Source organism: Bacillus sp. FJAT-53060 (assembly GCF_037104745.1).
GTDB lineage: Bacteria > Bacillota > Bacilli > Bacillales > Bacillaceae > Bacillus > Bacillus stratosphericus_B.
This window is the reverse complement of sequence record NZ_JBAWSW010000001.1, coordinates 212,352-229,845: the sequence shown is the minus strand read 5'-3', so window position 1 is coordinate 229,845 and position 17,494 is coordinate 212,352. Positions and strand designations below refer to the sequence as shown.

The following is a 17,494-nucleotide window of genomic DNA, read 5'->3' as shown; positions in this document are numbered from 1 at the left end:
GAAAAACTAGAGGGGGAAGAAAAATGAATGATCTATCGACAATGAGCAGTTTGTCTAAGGAAGAGATTTTACAGCTAATTGAGGAAGCAGCTGCGCTGAAAAATGGGAAACAGGAACATGGATTGGCAGGAGAATTTGTGGCGAACCTTTTCTTTGAACCAAGTACAAGAACACGCTTTAGCTTCGAAGTAGCGGAAAAGAAGCTTGGAATGAATGTGCTTAGCCTAGATGCAGCAAGTACCTCTGTTCAAAAGGGAGAGACGCTTTACGATACTGTTAAAACGCTAGAATCCATAGGAGTCAAGGCTTGTGTCATCCGGGACAGCACCGATGAATATTACAACGAGCTAATTGGGAAGGTAGGGATTCCAATCATCAATGCTGGAGATGGCTGCGGACAGCACCCTACACAATCACTGCTTGACCTAATGACGATCTTCGAAGAGTTTGGCGGTTTTGAAGGCTTAACGATTTCGATTCATGGAGATATCAAACATAGCCGGGTGGCAAGGTCGAATGCTGAGGTCCTCTCAAGACTAGGAGCAACAGTGCTCTTTTCAGGACCAACTTCCTTCCAAGATAAACAAAACCCTCACGGAACGTATGTCGAAGTTGATGAAGCCATCAAACGCTCTGATGTGGTGATGCTGCTGAGAATTCAGCATGAAAGGCATACAGAAAAGATGGGCAGTGAGGATTACTTATCTACCTATGGATTAACAGTAGATAGGGCAAGCAAAATGAAAGAACGAGCCATTATTATGCATCCAGCACCTGTGAACAGAGGTGTTGAAATCGATGATTCTTTAGTGGAATCAAAGCAGTCAAGGATTTTCAAACAAATGGAAAATGGTGTGTATATCCGAATGGCTGTTTTAAAAAGAGCTTTTCAAAATAGCAGACTACATCAAAAAGGGAGAGATTCTGTCTATGTCATATCTCATTAAAAACGGTTTTATCTTAACAAGCACAGGGAAAAGAGTGCAGCAGGATATTAGGGTAGAAAGAGAAGTGATCAAAGCAATTGGTCACTTAGAAAGAGAAGACGGAGAAGAGGTCATTGATGCTAAAGGACTATTTGTGTCACCAGGTTTGATTGATCTGCATGTGCATTTAAGAGAGCCAGGCGGAGAGAAAAAGGAAACCATTGAAACAGGTTCTAAGGCAGCGGCAAGAGGCGGTTATACGACGATTGCTGCTATGCCTAATACACGACCAGTTCCAGATACAAAAGAGCAAATGGAATGGCTCATGAATCGAATCGAAGAGACCTCATCTGTAAGAGTGCTGCCATACGCCTCTATTACCACTAGACAAATTGGAGAAGAAATGACGGACTTTGCAGCGTTAAAAGAAGCAGGTGCCTTTGCCTTTACGGATGACGGAGTTGGCATCCAAACAGCGGGTATGATGTACGAATCCATGAAAAAGGCAGCTAGCCTTGATCAAGCGATTGTGGCGCACTGTGAAGATAACTCGCTTATTTACGGAGGGTGCGTTCATGAAGGGGAATTTTCACAAGTAAATGGGTTAAACGGAATACCGTCCATTTGTGAATCGGTGCATATTGCAAGAGATGTTCTCTTAGCAGAAGCAGCGAACTGTCATTATCATGTATGTCATATCAGTACGAAAGAATCTGTGCGAGTCGTTCGTGATGCAAAAAAAGCAGGCATTCGTGTGACGGCTGAGGTTTCGCCCCATCATTTGCTTTTATGTGATACGGACATCCCGGGTCTTGATACAAACTATAAAATGAACCCGCCGCTAAGAGGGATAGAGGATCGCGAGGCACTCATCGAGGGACTTTTAGATGGAACGATTGATTTCATCGCGACAGACCATGCGCCGCATACAGAAGAAGAAAAACATGAAACGATGCAGTGTGCACCTTTTGGGATTGTAGGCCTTGAAACAGCCTTCCCGCTTCTGTACACACGCTTTGTGAAAACAGGCGAATGGACTTTAAAAGAACTCGTTGATTATATGACCATCAAACCAGCAAAAGCCTTTTCTCTTCCATACGGAAAGCTAGAAGAGGGCCAAGTAGCTGATATCACACTGATTGATTTAAACAAAGAAATGGAAATCGATAAAAAAAGCTTCTTATCTAAAGGACAAAATACACCGTTTGACAAATTGACTGTATCAGGATGGCCGGTCATGACACTTGCATCTGGGAAAGTCGTTTATGAAGAGGGGAGACTAGTAAAATGAAGAGACGCTTAGTGCTAGAAAACGGAACAGTATTCGAAGGGACAGGCTTTGGCAGCTTAAAAGCGTCAGTCGGAGAAGTCGTCTTTAACACAGGGATGACGGGCTATCAAGAGATTTTGTCTGACCCATCATACTGCGGACAAATTGTCACACTCACTTACCCGCTTATCGGCAACTATGGCATTAACCGTGATGATTTTGAATCGATCACACCGTTTGTGAAAGGGCTGATTGTGAAAGAGCTTTGTGAAAAGCCCTCAAACTGGCGCTCTTCATATTCACTCGATGAATACTTAAAAATGAAAAACATTCCGGGTCTTAGCGGAATCGACTCACGAAAGCTGACAAGAATGATTCGAAGTGCAGGGGCATTAAGAGGGGCTTTTGCAGGACCGGGTGAACAAGTGGATGATGTTGTGCGCCGCCTTCAAACGATGCAGATGCCAACAGATCAAGTGAGTCAAGTATCTGTGAAAAATGCGTACCCAAGCCCAGGAAGAGGAAAAAGAATTGTGCTTGTGGATTTCGGCATGAAGCACGGCATTTTGCGCGAGCTCAATAAGCGTGACTGTGATGTCGTTGTGGTGCCATACAATATCACTGCAGATGAAGTGCTGCAGTTAAAGCCTGACGGCATCATGCTTTCAAACGGACCTGGGGACCCAGTCGATGTACCAGAAGCGGTTGAAATGATTAAACAGCTCATTGGAAAGGTACCACTCTTTGGTATTTGTTTAGGACACCAGTTATTCGCTCTTGCTTGCGGTGCTAGTACAGAAAAAATGAAGTTTGGCCATAGAGGATCAAATCACCCAGTCAAAGAACTAGCCACTGGAAAGGTGACCTTGACGTCTCAAAACCATGGCTACACGGTAAGTGCGATTAACGAAGACTTACTCGAAGTCACTCATATTGCACTAAATGACAATACGGTTGAAGGATTAAAGCATAAAGAAGCACCAGCATTCACTGTACAGTATCACCCAGAAGCGTCACCTGGTCCAGAAGATGCCAATTACTTATTTGATCAATTCATGGAAATGATTCATACGACTGAGAAAGAAGGGGAAGAAGTATGCCAAAACGCTTAGACATCAAAAAGATTTTAGTTATCGGATCAGGTCCCATCATCATCGGTCAGGCAGCGGAGTTTGACTATGCAGGCACACAGGCTTGCTTAGCACTAAAAGAAGAGGGCTATGAAGTCGTTCTTGTCAATTCCAATCCTGCGACGATCATGACAGATACAGAAATGGCGGACAAGGTATACATCGAACCACTGACACCAGAATTTTTAACACGAATCATTCGAAAAGAACGTCCTGATGCGATCTTACCTACACTTGGCGGACAAACTGGGCTGAACCTTGCCGTTGAATTATCAGACCTTGGCGTATTAGCTGAATGCGGCGTTGAAGTACTTGGAACAAAGCTCTCAGCTATTCAAAAAGCAGAGGACAGAGATTTATTCCGTAATCTGATGAACGAACTAAATGAACCTGTACCAGAAAGTGAAATCATTCATAATCTTGAAGAAGCGATGGCGTTTACGAATCAAATCGGCTTCCCTGTCATTGTAAGACCAGCCTATACATTAGGCGGAACGGGCGGCGGAATTTGTACAAACGAGCAAGAACTGAAAGAAATCGTCGAGAACGGTCTTAAGCTAAGCCCGGTCACACAATGCTTACTTGAAAAGAGTATTGCAGGCTTTAAAGAAATTGAATATGAAGTCATGCGTGACAGTGGTGACCATGCGATCGTTGTTTGCAACATGGAAAACTTTGATCCTGTCGGCATCCACACAGGTGATAGTATTGTCGTTGCGCCAAGCCAAACCTTAAGTGACCGTGAATATCAGCTGCTTCGTAATGTCTCCCTCAAGCTGATCCGCGCACTTGGCATTGAAGGCGGCTGTAACGTACAGCTGGCGCTTGACCCGAGCAGCTTTCAATACTATATCATCGAAGTAAACCCGCGCGTAAGCCGTTCTTCTGCGCTTGCATCTAAAGCGACAGGATATCCAATTGCAAAACTTGCAGCGAAAATTGCTGTCGGCCTAACGCTTGATGAAATGATGAACCCAGTCACAGGTAAAACATATGCCGCTTTCGAGCCAGCACTTGACTATATCGTTTCAAAAATCCCGCGCTGGCCGTTCGATAAATTTGAATCTGCCAACAGACGTCTTGGTACTCAAATGAAAGCAACGGGTGAAGTCATGGCGATCGGCCGTACATTAGAGGAGTCTCTTTTAAAGGCTGTACGCTCACTTGAAGCGGATGTGCATCATATTGAATTAAAAGATGAAGCTGACATCACAAACGAAGTACTCGAAAAGCGAATTATCAAAGCAGGAGACGAGCGACTATTTTATATCGCTGAGGCGCTTAGAAGGGGCTATACAGTCGAACAGATTCATGAATTCTCAAAAATTGATTATTTCTTCCTTCATAAACTAGAAGGCATCATCGCATTTGAAAAGACGTTAAAAGAAAAGAAAGGCAATGTAGACGTATTAAAAGAAGCGAAACATAAAGGTTTCTCAGACATCTATATTAGCCGCGAGTGGAACATGAACGAAGCAGATGTCTATAATCTAAGACAAGAAGCAGGCATCGTTCCAGTTTATAAAATGGTTGATACATGTGCGGCTGAATTTGAATCAGAAACACCATATTTCTACAGCACATATGAAGATGAAAATGAATCAGAACAAACAGACAAGAAAAGTGTCATCGTACTAGGCTCAGGTCCAATCCGAATTGGACAAGGGGTTGAATTTGATTATGCGACCGTCCATTCTGTGTGGGCGATCAAACAAGCAGGGTATGAAGCCATTATTATTAACAACAACCCTGAAACAGTCTCAACAGATTTCAGTATTTCAGATAAACTCTACTTTGAACCACTCACTGTAGAAGATGTGATGCACATCATCGACCTTGAAAAACCAGAAGGTGTCGTTGTTCAGTTTGGCGGACAAACAGCAATCAACTTAGCAGATGAATTATCAAATAGAGGGGTTAAGATTCTTGGGACTTCTCTTGAAGACCTTGACCGGGCGGAAAACCGTGACAAGTTTGAACAAACATTAGAAACACTCGGCGTTCCTCAGCCAAAAGGAAAAACAGCCACTTCTGTGCCAGAGGCCGTATCGATTGCAAATCAGATCGGCTACCCAGTCCTTGTCCGTCCTTCCTATGTGTTAGGCGGTCGGGCGATGGAAATTGTGTACCAAGAAGCCGAGCTCCTTCATTATATGGAGAATGCGGTGAAAGTTAATCCGCAACACCCAGTTTTAATTGACAAGTATTTGACAGGAAAAGAAATTGAAGTAGATGCAGTATCTGACGGAGAAACTGTCGTGATCCCAGGCATTATGGAACATATTGAAAGAGCAGGGGTTCACTCTGGTGACTCCATTGCGGTCTATCCGCCGCAGACATTATCTGAAGACATCAAAGCGAAGATCGCAGAATACACAATGAAACTCGCAAAAGGACTCAACATTATTGGGCTGCTTAACATTCAATTTGTTCTATCAAAAGGAGAAGTGTACGTGCTTGAAGTGAATCCGCGTTCAAGCCGGACGGTCCCATTCCTAAGTAAAATTACGGGCATTCCTATGGCGAATCTAGCAACAAAAGTCATTTTAGGTGACAAGCTCAAAAACTATGGCTATCAAGAAGGACTTCGCGCAGAGCAAGATGGGGTGTACGTGAAAGTCCCAGTCTTCTCTTTTGCAAAACTAAGAAGAGTGGATATTACACTTGGGCCTGAGATGAAATCAACAGGTGAAGTCATGGGGAAAGATGTCACAATCGAAAAAGCCCTCTATAAAGGATTGATTGCATCAGGGATTCAAATTCCAAATGACGGAACGGTTCTCTTGACAGTCGCTGACAAGGATAAAGAAGAAGGACTTGAGATTGCAAGAAGGTTCCATTCCATCGGCTATCATATTTTAGCGACAGAAGGAACAGCTAAATACTTAAAACGAGCATCCATCCCATCAAGTGTTGTCGGCAAAATAGGAGAAGAAGGAAAGAATCTTCTCGATGTCATTCGAAACGGTGAAGCCCAATTTGTCATCAACACACTGACAAAAGGAAAACAGCCGGCAAGAGATGGCTTTAAAATCAGACGTGAATCTGTTGAAAATGGAGTGGCTTGCTTAACGTCACTAGATACGGCAGAAGCCATTTTAAGAGTGCTGGAGAGCATGACATTTAGAGCAGACGAAATGCCAGAAGTGAAAACGAATGCTGAGGTGACAGTAACAATATGAAAAAAGCATACTTGACGGTCGTCTCTAACCGAGAGATCGCTGATCATATTTACGAAATGACATTAAAAGGTGACCTTGTGGAATCATTTCAAACGGCTGGACAGTTTCTTCATATAAAGGTCAGCGAATCCATGACACCGCTACTGAGAAGACCGATCAGTATTGCCAACATTCATGCCGAGAAAAAAGAAGCAACCATCATTTTCCGCGCAGAGGGAGAGGGCACAAAGCTCCTTTCCCAAAAGCGAGCGGGAGAATCAGTTGATGTATTAGGGCCGCTTGGGAACGGATACGATCCTTCAGTCGTTCAGCCCGGGCAGACGGCATTACTGGTCGGTGGAGGAATTGGTGTGCCGCCGCTATATGAGCTATCGAAGCGTTTAAAGAAAAAAGGCGTTATCGTGAAACATGTCCTCGGCTTTCAATCGAAAAAGGACGTATTTTACGAGGAGACATTTCAAGCACTCGGAAATACTTTTATCGCGACTGTTGATGGAACGTACGGTTCAAAAGGCTTCGTGACAAGTGTCATCGAAGAGAAGAACTTAAGCTTTGATGTGCTGCTTTCATGCGGACCGACACCTATGCTAAAAGCACTAAAGGACACATATCCGGATAAGCCAGTCTATATTTCAATGGAAGAACGAATGGGCTGCGGCATTGGTGCATGCTTTGCTTGTGTTTGTCATACCGATCAGCACGAAAAGCCTTACGTCAAAGTTTGTCTTGATGGACCTGTCTTTAAAGCAGAGGAGGTGGCATTGTCATGTTAAGCGTTGAATTACCCGGTTTATCTTTAAAGAACCCAATTATTCCTGCATCAGGATGCTTTGGATTCGGAAGAGAATTTGCTTCATTATATGATTTATCTATGCTTGGCGGCATCATGATCAAAGCCACCACCCTTGAACCGAGATTTGGCAACCCAACACCGAGGGTAGCCGAGACTGGAGCCGGTATGCTGAATGCGATCGGCCTTCAAAACCCAGGTCTGAACGGGGTGCTTGAAAATGAATTGCCTTGGCTTGAACGGTTTGAAACACCGATTATTGCAAACGTTGCAGGTTCGCAGGTTGATGATTATGTCGAAGTAGCAAAACAAATCAGTCAAGCAAAGAATGTCCATGCCCTCGAACTGAATATCTCCTGTCCGAATGTCAAAACAGGCGGGATCGCATTTGGTACGGATCAGCAGATGGCCGCGACATTGACAAAAGAGGTCAAGGAAGTCTCTTCCGTTCCTGTCTATGTGAAACTGTCTCCTAATGTAGCCAATATTGTTGAGATTGCTAGAGCGATTGAAGCTGCTGGAGCGGATGGGCTCACTATGATTAACACCTTAATTGGCATGCGTCTTGATTTAAAAACAGGGAAACCCATTTTGGCCAATAAAACAGGCGGATTATCAGGCCCGGCTGTAAAACCTGTCGCAGTTCGAATGGTGCATGAGGTCAGTCAAGCGGTTTCTATTCCGATTATCGGGATGGGAGGGGTGCAAAGTGCTGAAGATGTACTTGAATTTTTATTAGCAGGTGCCAGTGCAGTAGCTGTCGGGACAGCTAATTTTGTGAACCCATTTATTTGCCCAGAAATCATTGAAGAGCTGCCGAATGTGTTAGCGGCTTATGGTTATTCATCTGTAGAGGAATGTATTGGAAGGAGCTGGAAGAATGAAGCACTTGCCCATCATCGCGCTTGATTTTCCATCAGGGCGTGAGGCGCTTGCCTTTTTAGATCCCTTTGAAGGGACACCATTATTTGTGAAGGTCGGCATGGAGCTTTTTTACCAAGAAGGACCTGCTATTCTTGAAACACTGAAAGAAAAAAATTGTCGTATTTTCCTTGACTTGAAGTTACATGACATTCCAACAACGGTGCAAAAAGCAATGAACCGGCTTGCCACGCTTGGCGTTGATATGGTCAATGTGCATGCATCTGGCGGGAAAAGAATGATGCAAACTGCGGTAGAGGGGCTTGAAAGCGGAACGCCTGCTGGACAAAGCAGACCAGTCATTATTGCTGTGACTCAGCTCACAAGTACGTCTGAAGACATCATGAAAAAAGAATTACTAATTGACCGGCCACTGCAAGAGACTGTGCTACATTACGGGCAAATGGCGTACGAGAGCGGACTCGACGGTGTTGTATGTTCTGTTCATGAGTCAAAATCGCTACATGAGCAAATCTCACCTTCCTTTCTCACTGTGACACCAGGGATTCGTTTAACGAATGATCAAACCGATGACCAAAAGCGTGTGGCGACACCTGCCTTTGCAAAAGAGCAAGGTGTTTCACAAATTGTTGTTGGAAGATCCATCACGAAAGCCGCAAACCCTTTGGAAGCTTATTATCAAATTAAGAAAGAGTGGGAGTGACTGCCGGATGAAAACGAAAATTGCTCAACATCTATTGCAAATCAAAGCTGTCGCATTAAAACCAGACGAACCGTTTACATGGGCTAGCGGCATCAAATCACCGATTTACTGTGACAATCGCCTGACCTTGTCGTACCCAGAAGTGAGACAGGACATTGCTGATGGACTAAAAGATCTGATTCTTACTCATTTCGAGGGAGCGGAGGTGGTCGCAGGTACTGCAACAGCAGGCATTCCGCATGCGGCATTAGCGGCAGACCGTCTGAACGTTCCGATGTGTTATGTCAGAAGTAAGCCAAAGGCACACGGTAAAGGGAATCAAATTGAAGGGGCCGTATCGTTTGGCCAAAAGGTTGTCGTTGTAGAAGACCTCATTTCAACTGGGGGCAGTGTCCTTGAAGTTGTCGCTGCACTTCAAGAAGAAGACTGTGACGTACTTGGCGTTGTGGCTATTTTCACATACGGACTGCCAAAGGCAGTTGCTGCTTTTCAGAAAAAAAACATTCCATATGTCACACTAACAGACTATGACACACTGATAGAAGTGGCTCTAGAGCTAAAAGCAATCGAGCCTTCGGCTATGAATAAATTAAAACGCTGGAGACAAGATCCTTCCTCTGCATCTTGGATGGAAGAAACGGACTAAAAGCTGTGCCTAGCTGCATAGCTTTTTCATTTGGTTAAAATAGTAAAATAGACTCAAATTCCAATGGAAACTAATCCTATCAATAAAGTCGGGTTGACTTTTATTGGAATTGTGTTAATATTTAATACAAATTAAAACTCTTATCCAGAGAGGTGGAGGGACTGGCCCGATGAAGCCCGGCAACCTGCAATTAGCAAGGTGCTACTTCCTGCAAAATGATTCTGTTTTGAAAGATAAGGAAACCGTAAGCTTCCTCATCTTTCTTTCGGACTGAAAGAAAGTTTTTTTATTTTAACAATGAGGTGGAAGAACAATTGATGTAAGTAGAGAAAAATGAAAAAGTTAGATGAAAGTAGTGCGAGCGATTCAAGATGACGAGTACTCCGGAAGGGGAGAAACAATGTTAACTTATGAAAATTGGCAAGAGCCGTCCATTACGTTTCAAGAGGAAGATTTGTATAAAGAAACCCTATCCGTGCTGAAATGGGCGTACGGTCATTATGGTGATCAACTTGTTTATGCATGCAGTTTTGGCATTGAGGGCATTGTCCTAATCGATTTAATTGCGAAAGTCAAAAAGGATGCGAGAATTGTCTTTTTAGATACAGGTCTACATTTCAAGGAAACATACGACACAATTGATGCAATTAAGGAAAGATACTCCGGTTTAGACATCGTGCTGAAAACACCTGAGCTGACGGTTGAACAGCAAAACGAGCAGCATGGTGATAAATTATGGGAAACAAATCCTCAAAGCTGCTGCCATATGCGGAAGGTCATTCCTTTGCAAGAAGCACTATCTGACTATCCGGCATGGCTTTCTGGCTTAAGAAGAGAGCAATCACCAAAACGAGCTGGTACTAAATTTTTAAATAAGGATGAAAAATTTAAATCAGTGAAAGTATGCCCGCTCATTCATTGGACGTGGAAGGACATATGGAGATATGCGTCTAGAGAGAATCTTCCTTATAATCTGCTTCATGACCAAGGATATCCTAGTATTGGCTGTGCACCATGTACACAGCCTGCCTTCACTGCAGATGATTTGCGTTCTGGAAGATGGTCAGGTACAGCAAAGACAGAGTGCGGATTACATGAGTAAGGGAGCATAATCTATGGAAATCGCCGCAATTTTATTTAGCTTATTCTTTGCTTTAAATATTGGCGCAAGCGGAGCAGCTGCTTCTATGGGGATAGCGTATGGATCGGGTGCCATTCAAAAGCCGATTTATGCACTTAGCGTTTGTGCAGCTGGAATTTTAGCAGGTTCAGTGATTGGCGGAGTTGAGGTCGTCAAAACAATCAGCTCTGGGATTATGCCAGAATCTGTGATTACACTTGAAATCGTTTGTATTATCATTGGCTCCGCTGCATTATCACTCTTCATAGCTAACTTATTGGCCATCCCTTTATCAACGAGTGAGGTCACAGTAGGGGCTGTCGTTGGTGTTGCGGTCGCATATAAAGTATTATATGTGAAATTTATTTTAGTCATTGTGTCATTTTGGGTCATCATTCCAATTGTTGCTTTTGCGTTTACATTTGCTGTGGTCAAAATCATCAAAATGTTCCCTAAACGCCCATTATCAAAAAAAGGCACAGTGGTTTTATCGATCGTGTTAATCATCAGTGGGTTTCTAGAGGCATTTTCAGCTGGGATGAACAACGTTGCAAATGCTGTAGGTCCGCTTGTTTCTTCAGGCGTTTTGTCCATTGGTCAAGGGACACTTTATGGCGGGGCCTTCGTTGCACTAGGTGCTCTTTTTCTTGGTAGAAGAGTACTTGAAACAAACGGAAAGAAAATCACCCGCTATCAAACAGGTGAAGGAATTTTGTTATCTAGTACTGGTGCTGGACTTGTGATCGTCAGCTCTATTTTTGGGTTGCCAGTTCCACTTACCCAAATCACCTCCTCGTCCATTATTGGCCTCGGGATGGCTAAGGATGGACCGAACATTTTCCATAAGCATGTCGTGAAAAAAATGCTGAAGGTCTGGGTTGTGTCACCCTTCTTATCACTTAGCCTATCATATTTGCTGGTAAGCCTTTTCTTAAAAGAAGACTACTATTCAATTTTTATCATGATAAGTGTACTGCTTGCATCACTCGGTGCGTTGAGTCTGATGAAGGCAGTCAAAAATGAAAGCAGCTCTATACATGAACAGGGCGGCGGGATTTAATCTCAAATCCGACTATTAACATCTAATAAATATGAAAATTGAGAGGAAGATGAACAAATGAGTTTAACACCACATGGTGGCGTATTAATTAATCGAATAAATGAAGGATATGATCTCAGCACAGTTGCGAAAGAAATTGAACTGGATGCCATCTCTTTTGCAGACCTTGAACTCATTGCAATTGGTGGGTACAGTCCAATTGAAGGGTTTTTGACAAAAGCAGATTACGAAGCAGTTGTCAGCAGTATGCGACTTGCAAGTGGTGTCGTTTGGTCTCTTCCTATTACGCTGCCAGTTACAAAGGAAAAGGCAGAGGAGATCAATCAAGGTGATATTTTACGTCTATCGTACAATGGAACCGTATACGGGGTCATTGAAGTAGAAGATCAATATACACCAGATAAGGAAAAAGAAGCTGTGAATGTGTATAAAACCGATGACCGGAATCATCCTGGGGTGAAAAAATTATTTGAGCGCGGGGACACGTATATTGGTGGTAAAATTACACTGACGAAACGAAGCGAAAAACCATTCCCTCAGTTTACGTATGAGCCAGAAGAAACAAGAAGACATTTTAAAGAAAACGGATGGAAAACGATTGTTGGTTTCCAAACGAGAAACCCAGTCCACCGTGCCCATGAATATATTCAAAAAACAGCACTAGAAACAGTAGATGGCTTATTTTTAAATCCGCTTGTTGGTGAAACAAAATCCGATGATATTCCAGCAGATGTTAGGATGAAAAGCTATCAAGTGTTATTGAACGGTTATTATCCAAAAGATCGCGTCTTTTTAGGTGTTTTTCCTGCTGCAATGCGTTATGCTGGACCAAAGGAAGCGATATTTCATGCGCTTGTCCGTAAAAATTATGGCTGCACACACTTTATTGTCGGTAGAGATCATGCAGGTGTGGGCGATTATTACGGCACATACGAGGCGCAGGAACTATTTGATCAATTTACGAGTGAAGAGATCGGTATCACCCCTTTAAAATTTGAACATAGCTTCTATTGCAATACATGTGAAGCGATGGCAACGCCAAAAACGTGCCCGCACGATAAAAGCGAGCATGTCATTCTTTCAGGTACCAAGGTTCGAACAATGCTTAGAAACGGTGAATTACCCCCGAGTACGTTCAGCCGAAAAGAAGTCATTGAAACATTAATCAAAGGATTAAAAAAGACGGTATCTTAAAGGAGTGTATGACATGAGTAACGAACATATCGTGTGGCATGATTCATCTATTACAAAAAAAGAATATCAACAGAAAAATAATCATACAAGCGGCATCATTTGGCTCACTGGTCTAAGTGGTTCAGGTAAATCGACGATCGCAAACGCAGCGGCTAGAGAGCTGTTTGAACAGGGCTATCAAGTCACAGTTCTTGATGGAGACAACGTACGACATGGACTCAATAAAGATTTAGGATTTTCAGATGACGATAGAAAAGAGAACATTCGGCGGATAGGAGAAGTGGCGAAACTATTTGTTGCGCAAGGGACAATTGTCATCACTGCCTTTATTTCACCATTTCAAGAAGATCGCCAAATTGTCCGACAATTAGTCGAAGATGGGGAATTTCACGAAGTGTTTTTGAAATGTGATCTCAATGTGTGTGAAGAGCGTGATCCAAAGGGGTTATATAAAAAAGCAAGAAACGGCGAAATTCTATTTTTCACTGGAATTGATTCACCGTACGAAGAACCAGCTTCACCTGAGCTTGTCCTAGATACAGGTGAATTGTCACGCGAGGAATCCAAACAGCACCTTGTTGATTATGTAAAGGAAACGACGAAATAATCGCCTGATGGCAGGGGGAGAAAGCATGATGGGGAAAGTATACATTGTTGGTGCGGGACCGGGTGATCCAGACTTAATTACATTAAAGGCCCATAAAACAATACAGCAGGCAGATGTCATTTTGTATGATCGTCTTGTCAATCAAGAGATTCTCGCCCACGCCAAACCTGAGGCGGAATTGATATATTGTGGAAAGCTGCCAAATCACCATACGATGAGACAGGAAGCCATCAATGAAGCGATTGTTGCTCATGCAAAAGAAGGGAACGTTGTCGTTCGTTTGAAAGGCGGCGACCCCTTTGTATTTGGCCGTGGCGGTGAAGAAATAGAGTGCTTAGCTGAGCACGGTATCACGTATGAGGTCATCCCAGGGATTACATCTGGTATTGCAGCGGCTGCTTATGCGGGTATTCCTGTGACGCATCGTGAATTCAGCTCAAATGTCGCCTTTGTCACAGGACATTATCAAAAGGATGAACAATTTGAAGAAAAGTGGGAGGCGCTGGCAACAGGCATTGATACTCTTGTGATCTATATGGGAGTCAAAAACGTGGAAAGAGTGCAGCGGCTTCTGCTGAAAAATGGACGTGATCCTGACACACCAGCTGCTTTCATTCACTGGGGAACCACTACTAGGCAAAAGACGACTTGCTGCACGGTGGCTACGCTGTCTGAAACAGTTGAAAAAGAAGGAATCGAGCATCCGAGTTTGATTGTTGTAGGAGAAGTTGTTCATTTTCATCAAAAGCTCAGCTGGTTTGAACCTGCACTGGTCGAAAAATGAGATGAAGGGGAAAAACACGTGGATATATCTTGTCTTTTCGTCTGATCAAAATTAAGGAGGGGTCAAATGAAACAAGCTGTACTTTATGTTGGGCATGGAAGCAGGGTAAAAGAAGCACAAGATAAAGCTATTTCTTTTATGAGAAGCTGTATGCCGTTAGTTGAAGCAGATATACAAGAGATTTGTTTTTTAGAGTTGAATGAGCCTTATATAGAAGAAGGGTTTGAAATCTGCGTGAAAAAAGGAGCAACACACATAGCGATAGTCCCGCTCCTCTTATTAACTGCCGTTCATGCGAAATCAGATATCCCAGTCGAGATTGAGAAAGTAAAAAAACGATTCCCCCAAGTCAAGGTGACATACGGAAGACCAATTGGCGTGAATCAAGAAGTCACAAAAGCCGTTGTAGTAAGGATTGAAGAGGCAGGTTATCGAGGTGAGAGAGCAAGGATCCTCTTAGTTGGCCGCGGTAGCTCTGATCCGGATGTGAAGCGGGACGTATTTGGCATTGCAGACGACGTCCGAAGCATGCTGCCTCGTACAGAGGTTCTCCCATGTTTTATTACGGCATGTGAGCCAAATTATCGAGACGTTCTAGCGCAGTTAACGTTAGATGAGCATAAGCCTGTGTATATCATTCCTTACCTTTTGTTTACGGGCATTTTAATGAAAGAGATTGAAAGTGAAGTAGATCAGGCGAGAGAACGGCTTCAGGATGTCCGTTTATGCCGGTATATTGGATTTCATCCCCATGTGAAAGCCGCTTATATGGAACGCGTGAAAGAAACCATTTTAAACAAAGAGGATGTGTTTCGTTTTCAAGGAGAAGGCCATGCTTCCAATCAATCTTGATCTAACTAATAAACAAGTGCTCATCGCTGGCGGCGGATCGGTAGCGGCAAGAAGGGCGAATGCATTAGGTACAGAGTCTTGTAGCGTCACGGTCGTTAGTCCTCACATTTGTGATGAGATGGCGCGTATCATTGATACATATGAGCTGAATTGGAAGGAAAAAAAGGTGAGCGCTGAAGATCTAAAAGGTGCATTCTTCATTGTTGCTGCAACAAACGACCCTGCAGTGAACGAATGGATCACGCAAACAGCGCAGCCTCATCAGCTTGTCAATTGTGTCAGTCAATCAGAGCTCGGTAATGTGATCATGCCAAAGGTTGTCAAAGCAGGAAAAGTGACGATTTCAGTATCAACGAGCGGGGCAAGCCCTACTCGGACAAAGCAGCTGGCTTCAGCGATTGAGAATCTGCTTGAACAAGAAGATGTAGATGCCCTTGATGCCCTCTATGTGGAAAGGAAAACACGACAGAGAAAAAGCCGATAAAATCTTATTTAAGATTTTATCGGCTTTTTTTATGTTCGCAGCTTTAGTACAACATCTTTATCAGGCGTGACAAATAATGTTTGCTGCTGATCATACGTAACAAAGCCAGGCTTTGCTCCGTTTGGTTTTTTCACATGCCGAATGGTCGTATAATCCACAGGGACAGAGCTTGACTCCTGTGCCTTAGAGAAATAGGCAGCAATTTGAGCGGCTTCAAGCAAGGTTTGTTCGTCAGGTGCTTGATGGCGTATGACGACATGTGATCCAGGAATATCCTTTGTGTGCAGCCAAATGTCATCACGAGCAGCAGCCTTTGTGGTCAAATACTCGTTTTGTTTGTTGTTTTTTCCCACCAAAATTGGAATGCCTTGAGAAGATTCATACGTTTCCAGTTGAATGGCCGACGGTTTTTTCTTTTTGGCGTGACGTTTTTGTTTGGGGCGTAAATATTTTCCTTCAACAAGCTCTTCTCTCATTTCCTCTAAATCTTTTGGTGAGGCAGAGGACAGCTGCTGGATCAGCTCTTCAAAATAAATAATTTCTTCATGTGTCCGCTCGATTTGTTCATTTACCGCCTCTACTGCATTTTTTGCCTTTTGATATTTTGTAAAATATGCCTGCGCATTTTCAGAAGGGGTTTTGTTTGTTTTTAGCGGTATCGTGATCTCTCTGCCTTCTTCATCGTAATAATTGATGACAGTCGCTTCTTTATCACCTTTTTTAATGGCATATAAATTGGCTGTTAACAATTCACCATAGAGCTGGTACTTATGTGCCTTTTGGGATTCTTCAAAGGTTCTTTTTAGTTTTTTCAGCTTGTTTTCATTTTTCTTCTTTTCATTCACAACAAACCGTTCCAGGTCAGCCGCCTGCTGTTTGACTCTGTCCCTCTCAGCTTTTCCAAAATAAAAGCGATCAAGCAGCTGGCTAAGAGAATCGAACGTCTTCATGTCGCCACTTACATGCTGAAGTTCTAATAAATAAAAGTACTCTTTGCCATTTTTTCTTGTGAACTGCGGTATAAAGGACTGAGTCCGTATAAGCTGGAACATATCTAGCAGTGTATTTGGAATCGTTTCCTGATTAGCAAGGCCAGCTCTGTGAACGGCTTCCTTTGCAAACAGAGGAGAAACTCCAGAGAATGTGTCGACAATTTGATTGGCAATTTTCCCTTCTTGAAAACGCAAATGCTTTAAAATATCACCCTTCGTCACTTCAAAAGGATTCAATTTTTGCTGTGCGGGCGGCAGAAGGTATTCATGACCTGGGAGCACCGTTCGATAGCTGTTCACGGATGGAGAAAGATGTTTCAGACCGTCAATGATCTGCTGCGTTTCGTCCTCAACAAGAATCAAATTACTGTGCCGGCCCATGATTTCAATATATAGCTTTCGGGTCTGTTCATCGCCAATTTCATTTCGGCTTCGTACGTGAAGCACGATGACCCGGTCAAATCCAACCTGTTCAAAACGTTCAATGAATCCGCCCTCAAGATGCTTTCGCAGGAGCATACAAAACATTGGAGGCTCACTTGGATTATCGTAATGATGCTCAGTGAGCTGCACTCTCGCATAGCTCGGATGAGCCGATAAAAGGAGCTTATGATTTCTCCCGTTTGCTCGGATATGAAAAATGAGCTCGTGCTTATATGGCTGATGTATTTTTGAAATTCTCCCGCCAGTTAAAGTGTCTTGTAATTCATTTGTCATACCGTATGTAAAAATGCCGTCAAATGACATGTTGGATACACCCTCTTCTTTCACACAAATCTACTGAAAGAACCTTACGCTTTCTCGTTCTTTAGGCAGTCTTATTATTATAGCATGATTTAGGACGAGTCTGAATAAACTGGCTTATAGAACAC

Annotated in this window: 16 protein-coding genes and 1 riboswitch; of the genes, 15 read left to right on the top strand and 1 reads right to left on the bottom strand. The window is 43.2% G+C overall.

Annotated features, from left to right (window positions below; translation table 11 throughout):
- Positions 1 to 23: 23 nt before the first annotated feature.
- The 15 genes from WAX46_RS01235 to WAX46_RS01165 all read left to right on the top strand — a co-directional run bounded on the left by WAX46_RS01235 (position 24) and on the right by WAX46_RS01165 (position 15,630).
- Positions 24 to 947, top strand: a complete 924-nt coding sequence (locus tag WAX46_RS01235) for an aspartate carbamoyltransferase catalytic subunit (RefSeq protein ID WP_336493230.1) — start codon at positions 24 to 26, stop codon at positions 945 to 947.
- Entirely contained in the window at positions 931 to 2,217 is a 1,287-nt protein-coding gene (locus WAX46_RS01230; protein ID WP_336493229.1) for a dihydroorotase, read from the top strand. The genes WAX46_RS01235 and WAX46_RS01230 overlap by 17 nt, the downstream gene beginning before the upstream one ends.
- Positions 2,214 to 3,308 carry a carbamoyl phosphate synthase small subunit gene (locus tag WAX46_RS01225; protein WP_336493228.1) on the top strand — a complete coding sequence of 365 codons (1,095 nt, stop codon included), beginning with the start codon at positions 2,214 to 2,216 and terminating at the stop codon, positions 3,306 to 3,308. The genes WAX46_RS01230 and WAX46_RS01225 overlap by 4 nt, the downstream gene beginning before the upstream one ends.
- Positions 3,293 to 6,508 carry a carbamoyl-phosphate synthase (glutamine-hydrolyzing) large subunit gene (carB, locus tag WAX46_RS01220; protein WP_226566908.1) on the top strand — a complete coding sequence of 1,072 codons (3,216 nt, stop codon included), beginning with the start codon at positions 3,293 to 3,295 and terminating at the stop codon, positions 6,506 to 6,508. The genes WAX46_RS01225 and carB overlap by 16 nt, the downstream gene beginning before the upstream one ends.
- Positions 6,505 to 7,281 (top strand): dihydroorotate dehydrogenase electron transfer subunit, encoded by a 777-nt coding sequence (locus tag WAX46_RS01215; protein ID WP_336493227.1) that lies wholly within the window; start codon positions 6,505 to 6,507, stop codon positions 7,279 to 7,281. Before carB ends, WAX46_RS01215 begins: the two co-directional genes overlap by 4 nt.
- Entirely contained in the window at positions 7,275 to 8,207 is a 933-nt protein-coding gene (locus WAX46_RS01210) for a dihydroorotate dehydrogenase (protein ID WP_336493226.1), read from the top strand. The genes WAX46_RS01215 and WAX46_RS01210 overlap by 7 nt, the downstream gene beginning before the upstream one ends.
- Positions 8,179 to 8,883: an orotidine-5'-phosphate decarboxylase gene (gene pyrF, locus WAX46_RS01205; RefSeq protein WP_226566905.1), complete on the top strand. Its 705-nt coding sequence runs from the start codon at positions 8,179 to 8,181 to the stop codon at positions 8,881 to 8,883. The genes WAX46_RS01210 and pyrF overlap by 29 nt, the downstream gene beginning before the upstream one ends.
- 7 nt (positions 8,884 to 8,890) lie before the next feature.
- On the top strand, positions 8,891 to 9,529 hold the full coding sequence (gene pyrE / locus WAX46_RS01200) for an orotate phosphoribosyltransferase (RefSeq protein WP_336493225.1): 639 nt from the start codon (positions 8,891 to 8,893) through the stop codon (positions 9,527 to 9,529).
- Between the two features lie 137 nt (positions 9,530 to 9,666).
- Positions 9,667 to 9,769, top strand: a riboswitch (SAM riboswitch).
- A 160-nt stretch (positions 9,770 to 9,929) separates the two neighbouring features.
- Positions 9,930 to 10,631 (top strand): phosphoadenylyl-sulfate reductase, encoded by a 702-nt coding sequence (locus WAX46_RS01195; protein WP_336493224.1) that lies wholly within the window; start codon positions 9,930 to 9,932, stop codon positions 10,629 to 10,631.
- Positions 10,632 to 10,644: 13 nt separating this feature from the next.
- Positions 10,645 to 11,709, top strand: coding sequence for an inorganic phosphate transporter (locus WAX46_RS01190; protein WP_226566902.1), 1,065 nt, complete (start codon positions 10,645 to 10,647; stop codon positions 11,707 to 11,709).
- Between the two features lie 57 nt (positions 11,710 to 11,766).
- Positions 11,767 to 12,903, top strand: coding sequence for a sulfate adenylyltransferase (gene sat / locus WAX46_RS01185; protein WP_226566901.1), 1,137 nt, complete (start codon positions 11,767 to 11,769; stop codon positions 12,901 to 12,903).
- Between the two features lie 13 nt (positions 12,904 to 12,916).
- Complete coding sequence (gene cysC / locus WAX46_RS01180; RefSeq protein ID WP_226566900.1) at positions 12,917 to 13,510, top strand: adenylyl-sulfate kinase; 594 nt, start codon at positions 12,917 to 12,919, stop codon at positions 13,508 to 13,510.
- 28 nt (positions 13,511 to 13,538) lie between these two features.
- Complete coding sequence (gene cobA / locus WAX46_RS01175) at positions 13,539 to 14,294, top strand: uroporphyrinogen-III C-methyltransferase (protein WP_336493243.1); 756 nt, start codon at positions 13,539 to 13,541, stop codon at positions 14,292 to 14,294.
- 66 nt (positions 14,295 to 14,360) lie between these two features.
- Entirely contained in the window at positions 14,361 to 15,146 is a 786-nt protein-coding gene (locus tag WAX46_RS01170) for a sirohydrochlorin chelatase (protein ID WP_226566899.1), read from the top strand.
- Positions 15,127 to 15,630 carry a precorrin-2 dehydrogenase/sirohydrochlorin ferrochelatase family protein gene (locus WAX46_RS01165; protein WP_226566898.1) on the top strand — a complete coding sequence of 168 codons (504 nt, stop codon included), beginning with the start codon at positions 15,127 to 15,129 and terminating at the stop codon, positions 15,628 to 15,630. The genes WAX46_RS01170 and WAX46_RS01165 overlap by 20 nt, the downstream gene beginning before the upstream one ends.
- A 29-nt stretch (positions 15,631 to 15,659) precedes the next feature.
- On the opposite strand, the gene WAX46_RS01160 is transcribed toward WAX46_RS01165, so the two are convergent.
- On the bottom strand, positions 15,660 to 17,369 hold the full coding sequence (locus WAX46_RS01160; protein WP_226566897.1) for an Rqc2 family fibronectin-binding protein: 1,710 nt from the start codon (positions 17,367 to 17,369) through the stop codon (positions 15,660 to 15,662).
- Positions 17,370 to 17,494 lie beyond the last annotated feature (125 nt).

Bases quoted from the DNA above. Each gene is read 5' to 3' on its own strand.
- WAX46_RS01235 (WP_336493230.1), top strand. From the start codon at position 24: ATGAATGATCTATCGACAATGAGCAGTTTGTCTAAGGAAGAGATTTTA.
- WAX46_RS01230 (WP_336493229.1), top strand. From the start codon at position 931: ATGTCATATCTCATTAAAAACGGTTTTATCTTAACAAGCACAGGGAAA.
- WAX46_RS01225 (WP_336493228.1), top strand. From the start codon at position 2,214: ATGAAGAGACGCTTAGTGCTAGAAAACGGAACAGTATTCGAAGGGACA.
- carB (WP_226566908.1), top strand. From the start codon at position 3,293: ATGCCAAAACGCTTAGACATCAAAAAGATTTTAGTTATCGGATCAGGT.
- WAX46_RS01215 (WP_336493227.1), top strand. From the start codon at position 6,505: ATGAAAAAAGCATACTTGACGGTCGTCTCTAACCGAGAGATCGCTGAT.
- WAX46_RS01210 (WP_336493226.1), top strand. From the start codon at position 7,275: ATGTTAAGCGTTGAATTACCCGGTTTATCTTTAAAGAACCCAATTATT.
- pyrF (WP_226566905.1), top strand. From the start codon at position 8,179: ATGAAGCACTTGCCCATCATCGCGCTTGATTTTCCATCAGGGCGTGAG.
- pyrE (WP_336493225.1), top strand. From the start codon at position 8,891: ATGAAAACGAAAATTGCTCAACATCTATTGCAAATCAAAGCTGTCGCA.
- WAX46_RS01195 (WP_336493224.1), top strand. From the start codon at position 9,930: ATGTTAACTTATGAAAATTGGCAAGAGCCGTCCATTACGTTTCAAGAG.
- WAX46_RS01190 (WP_226566902.1), top strand. From the start codon at position 10,645: ATGGAAATCGCCGCAATTTTATTTAGCTTATTCTTTGCTTTAAATATT.
- sat (WP_226566901.1), top strand. From the start codon at position 11,767: ATGAGTTTAACACCACATGGTGGCGTATTAATTAATCGAATAAATGAA.
- cysC (WP_226566900.1), top strand. From the start codon at position 12,917: ATGAGTAACGAACATATCGTGTGGCATGATTCATCTATTACAAAAAAA.
- cobA (WP_336493243.1), top strand. From the start codon at position 13,539: ATGGGGAAAGTATACATTGTTGGTGCGGGACCGGGTGATCCAGACTTA.
- WAX46_RS01170 (WP_226566899.1), top strand. From the start codon at position 14,361: ATGAAACAAGCTGTACTTTATGTTGGGCATGGAAGCAGGGTAAAAGAA.
- WAX46_RS01165 (WP_226566898.1), top strand. From the start codon at position 15,127: ATGCTTCCAATCAATCTTGATCTAACTAATAAACAAGTGCTCATCGCT.
- WAX46_RS01160 (WP_226566897.1), bottom strand. From the start codon at position 17,369: ATGTCATTTGACGGCATTTTTACATACGGTATGACAAATGAATTACAA.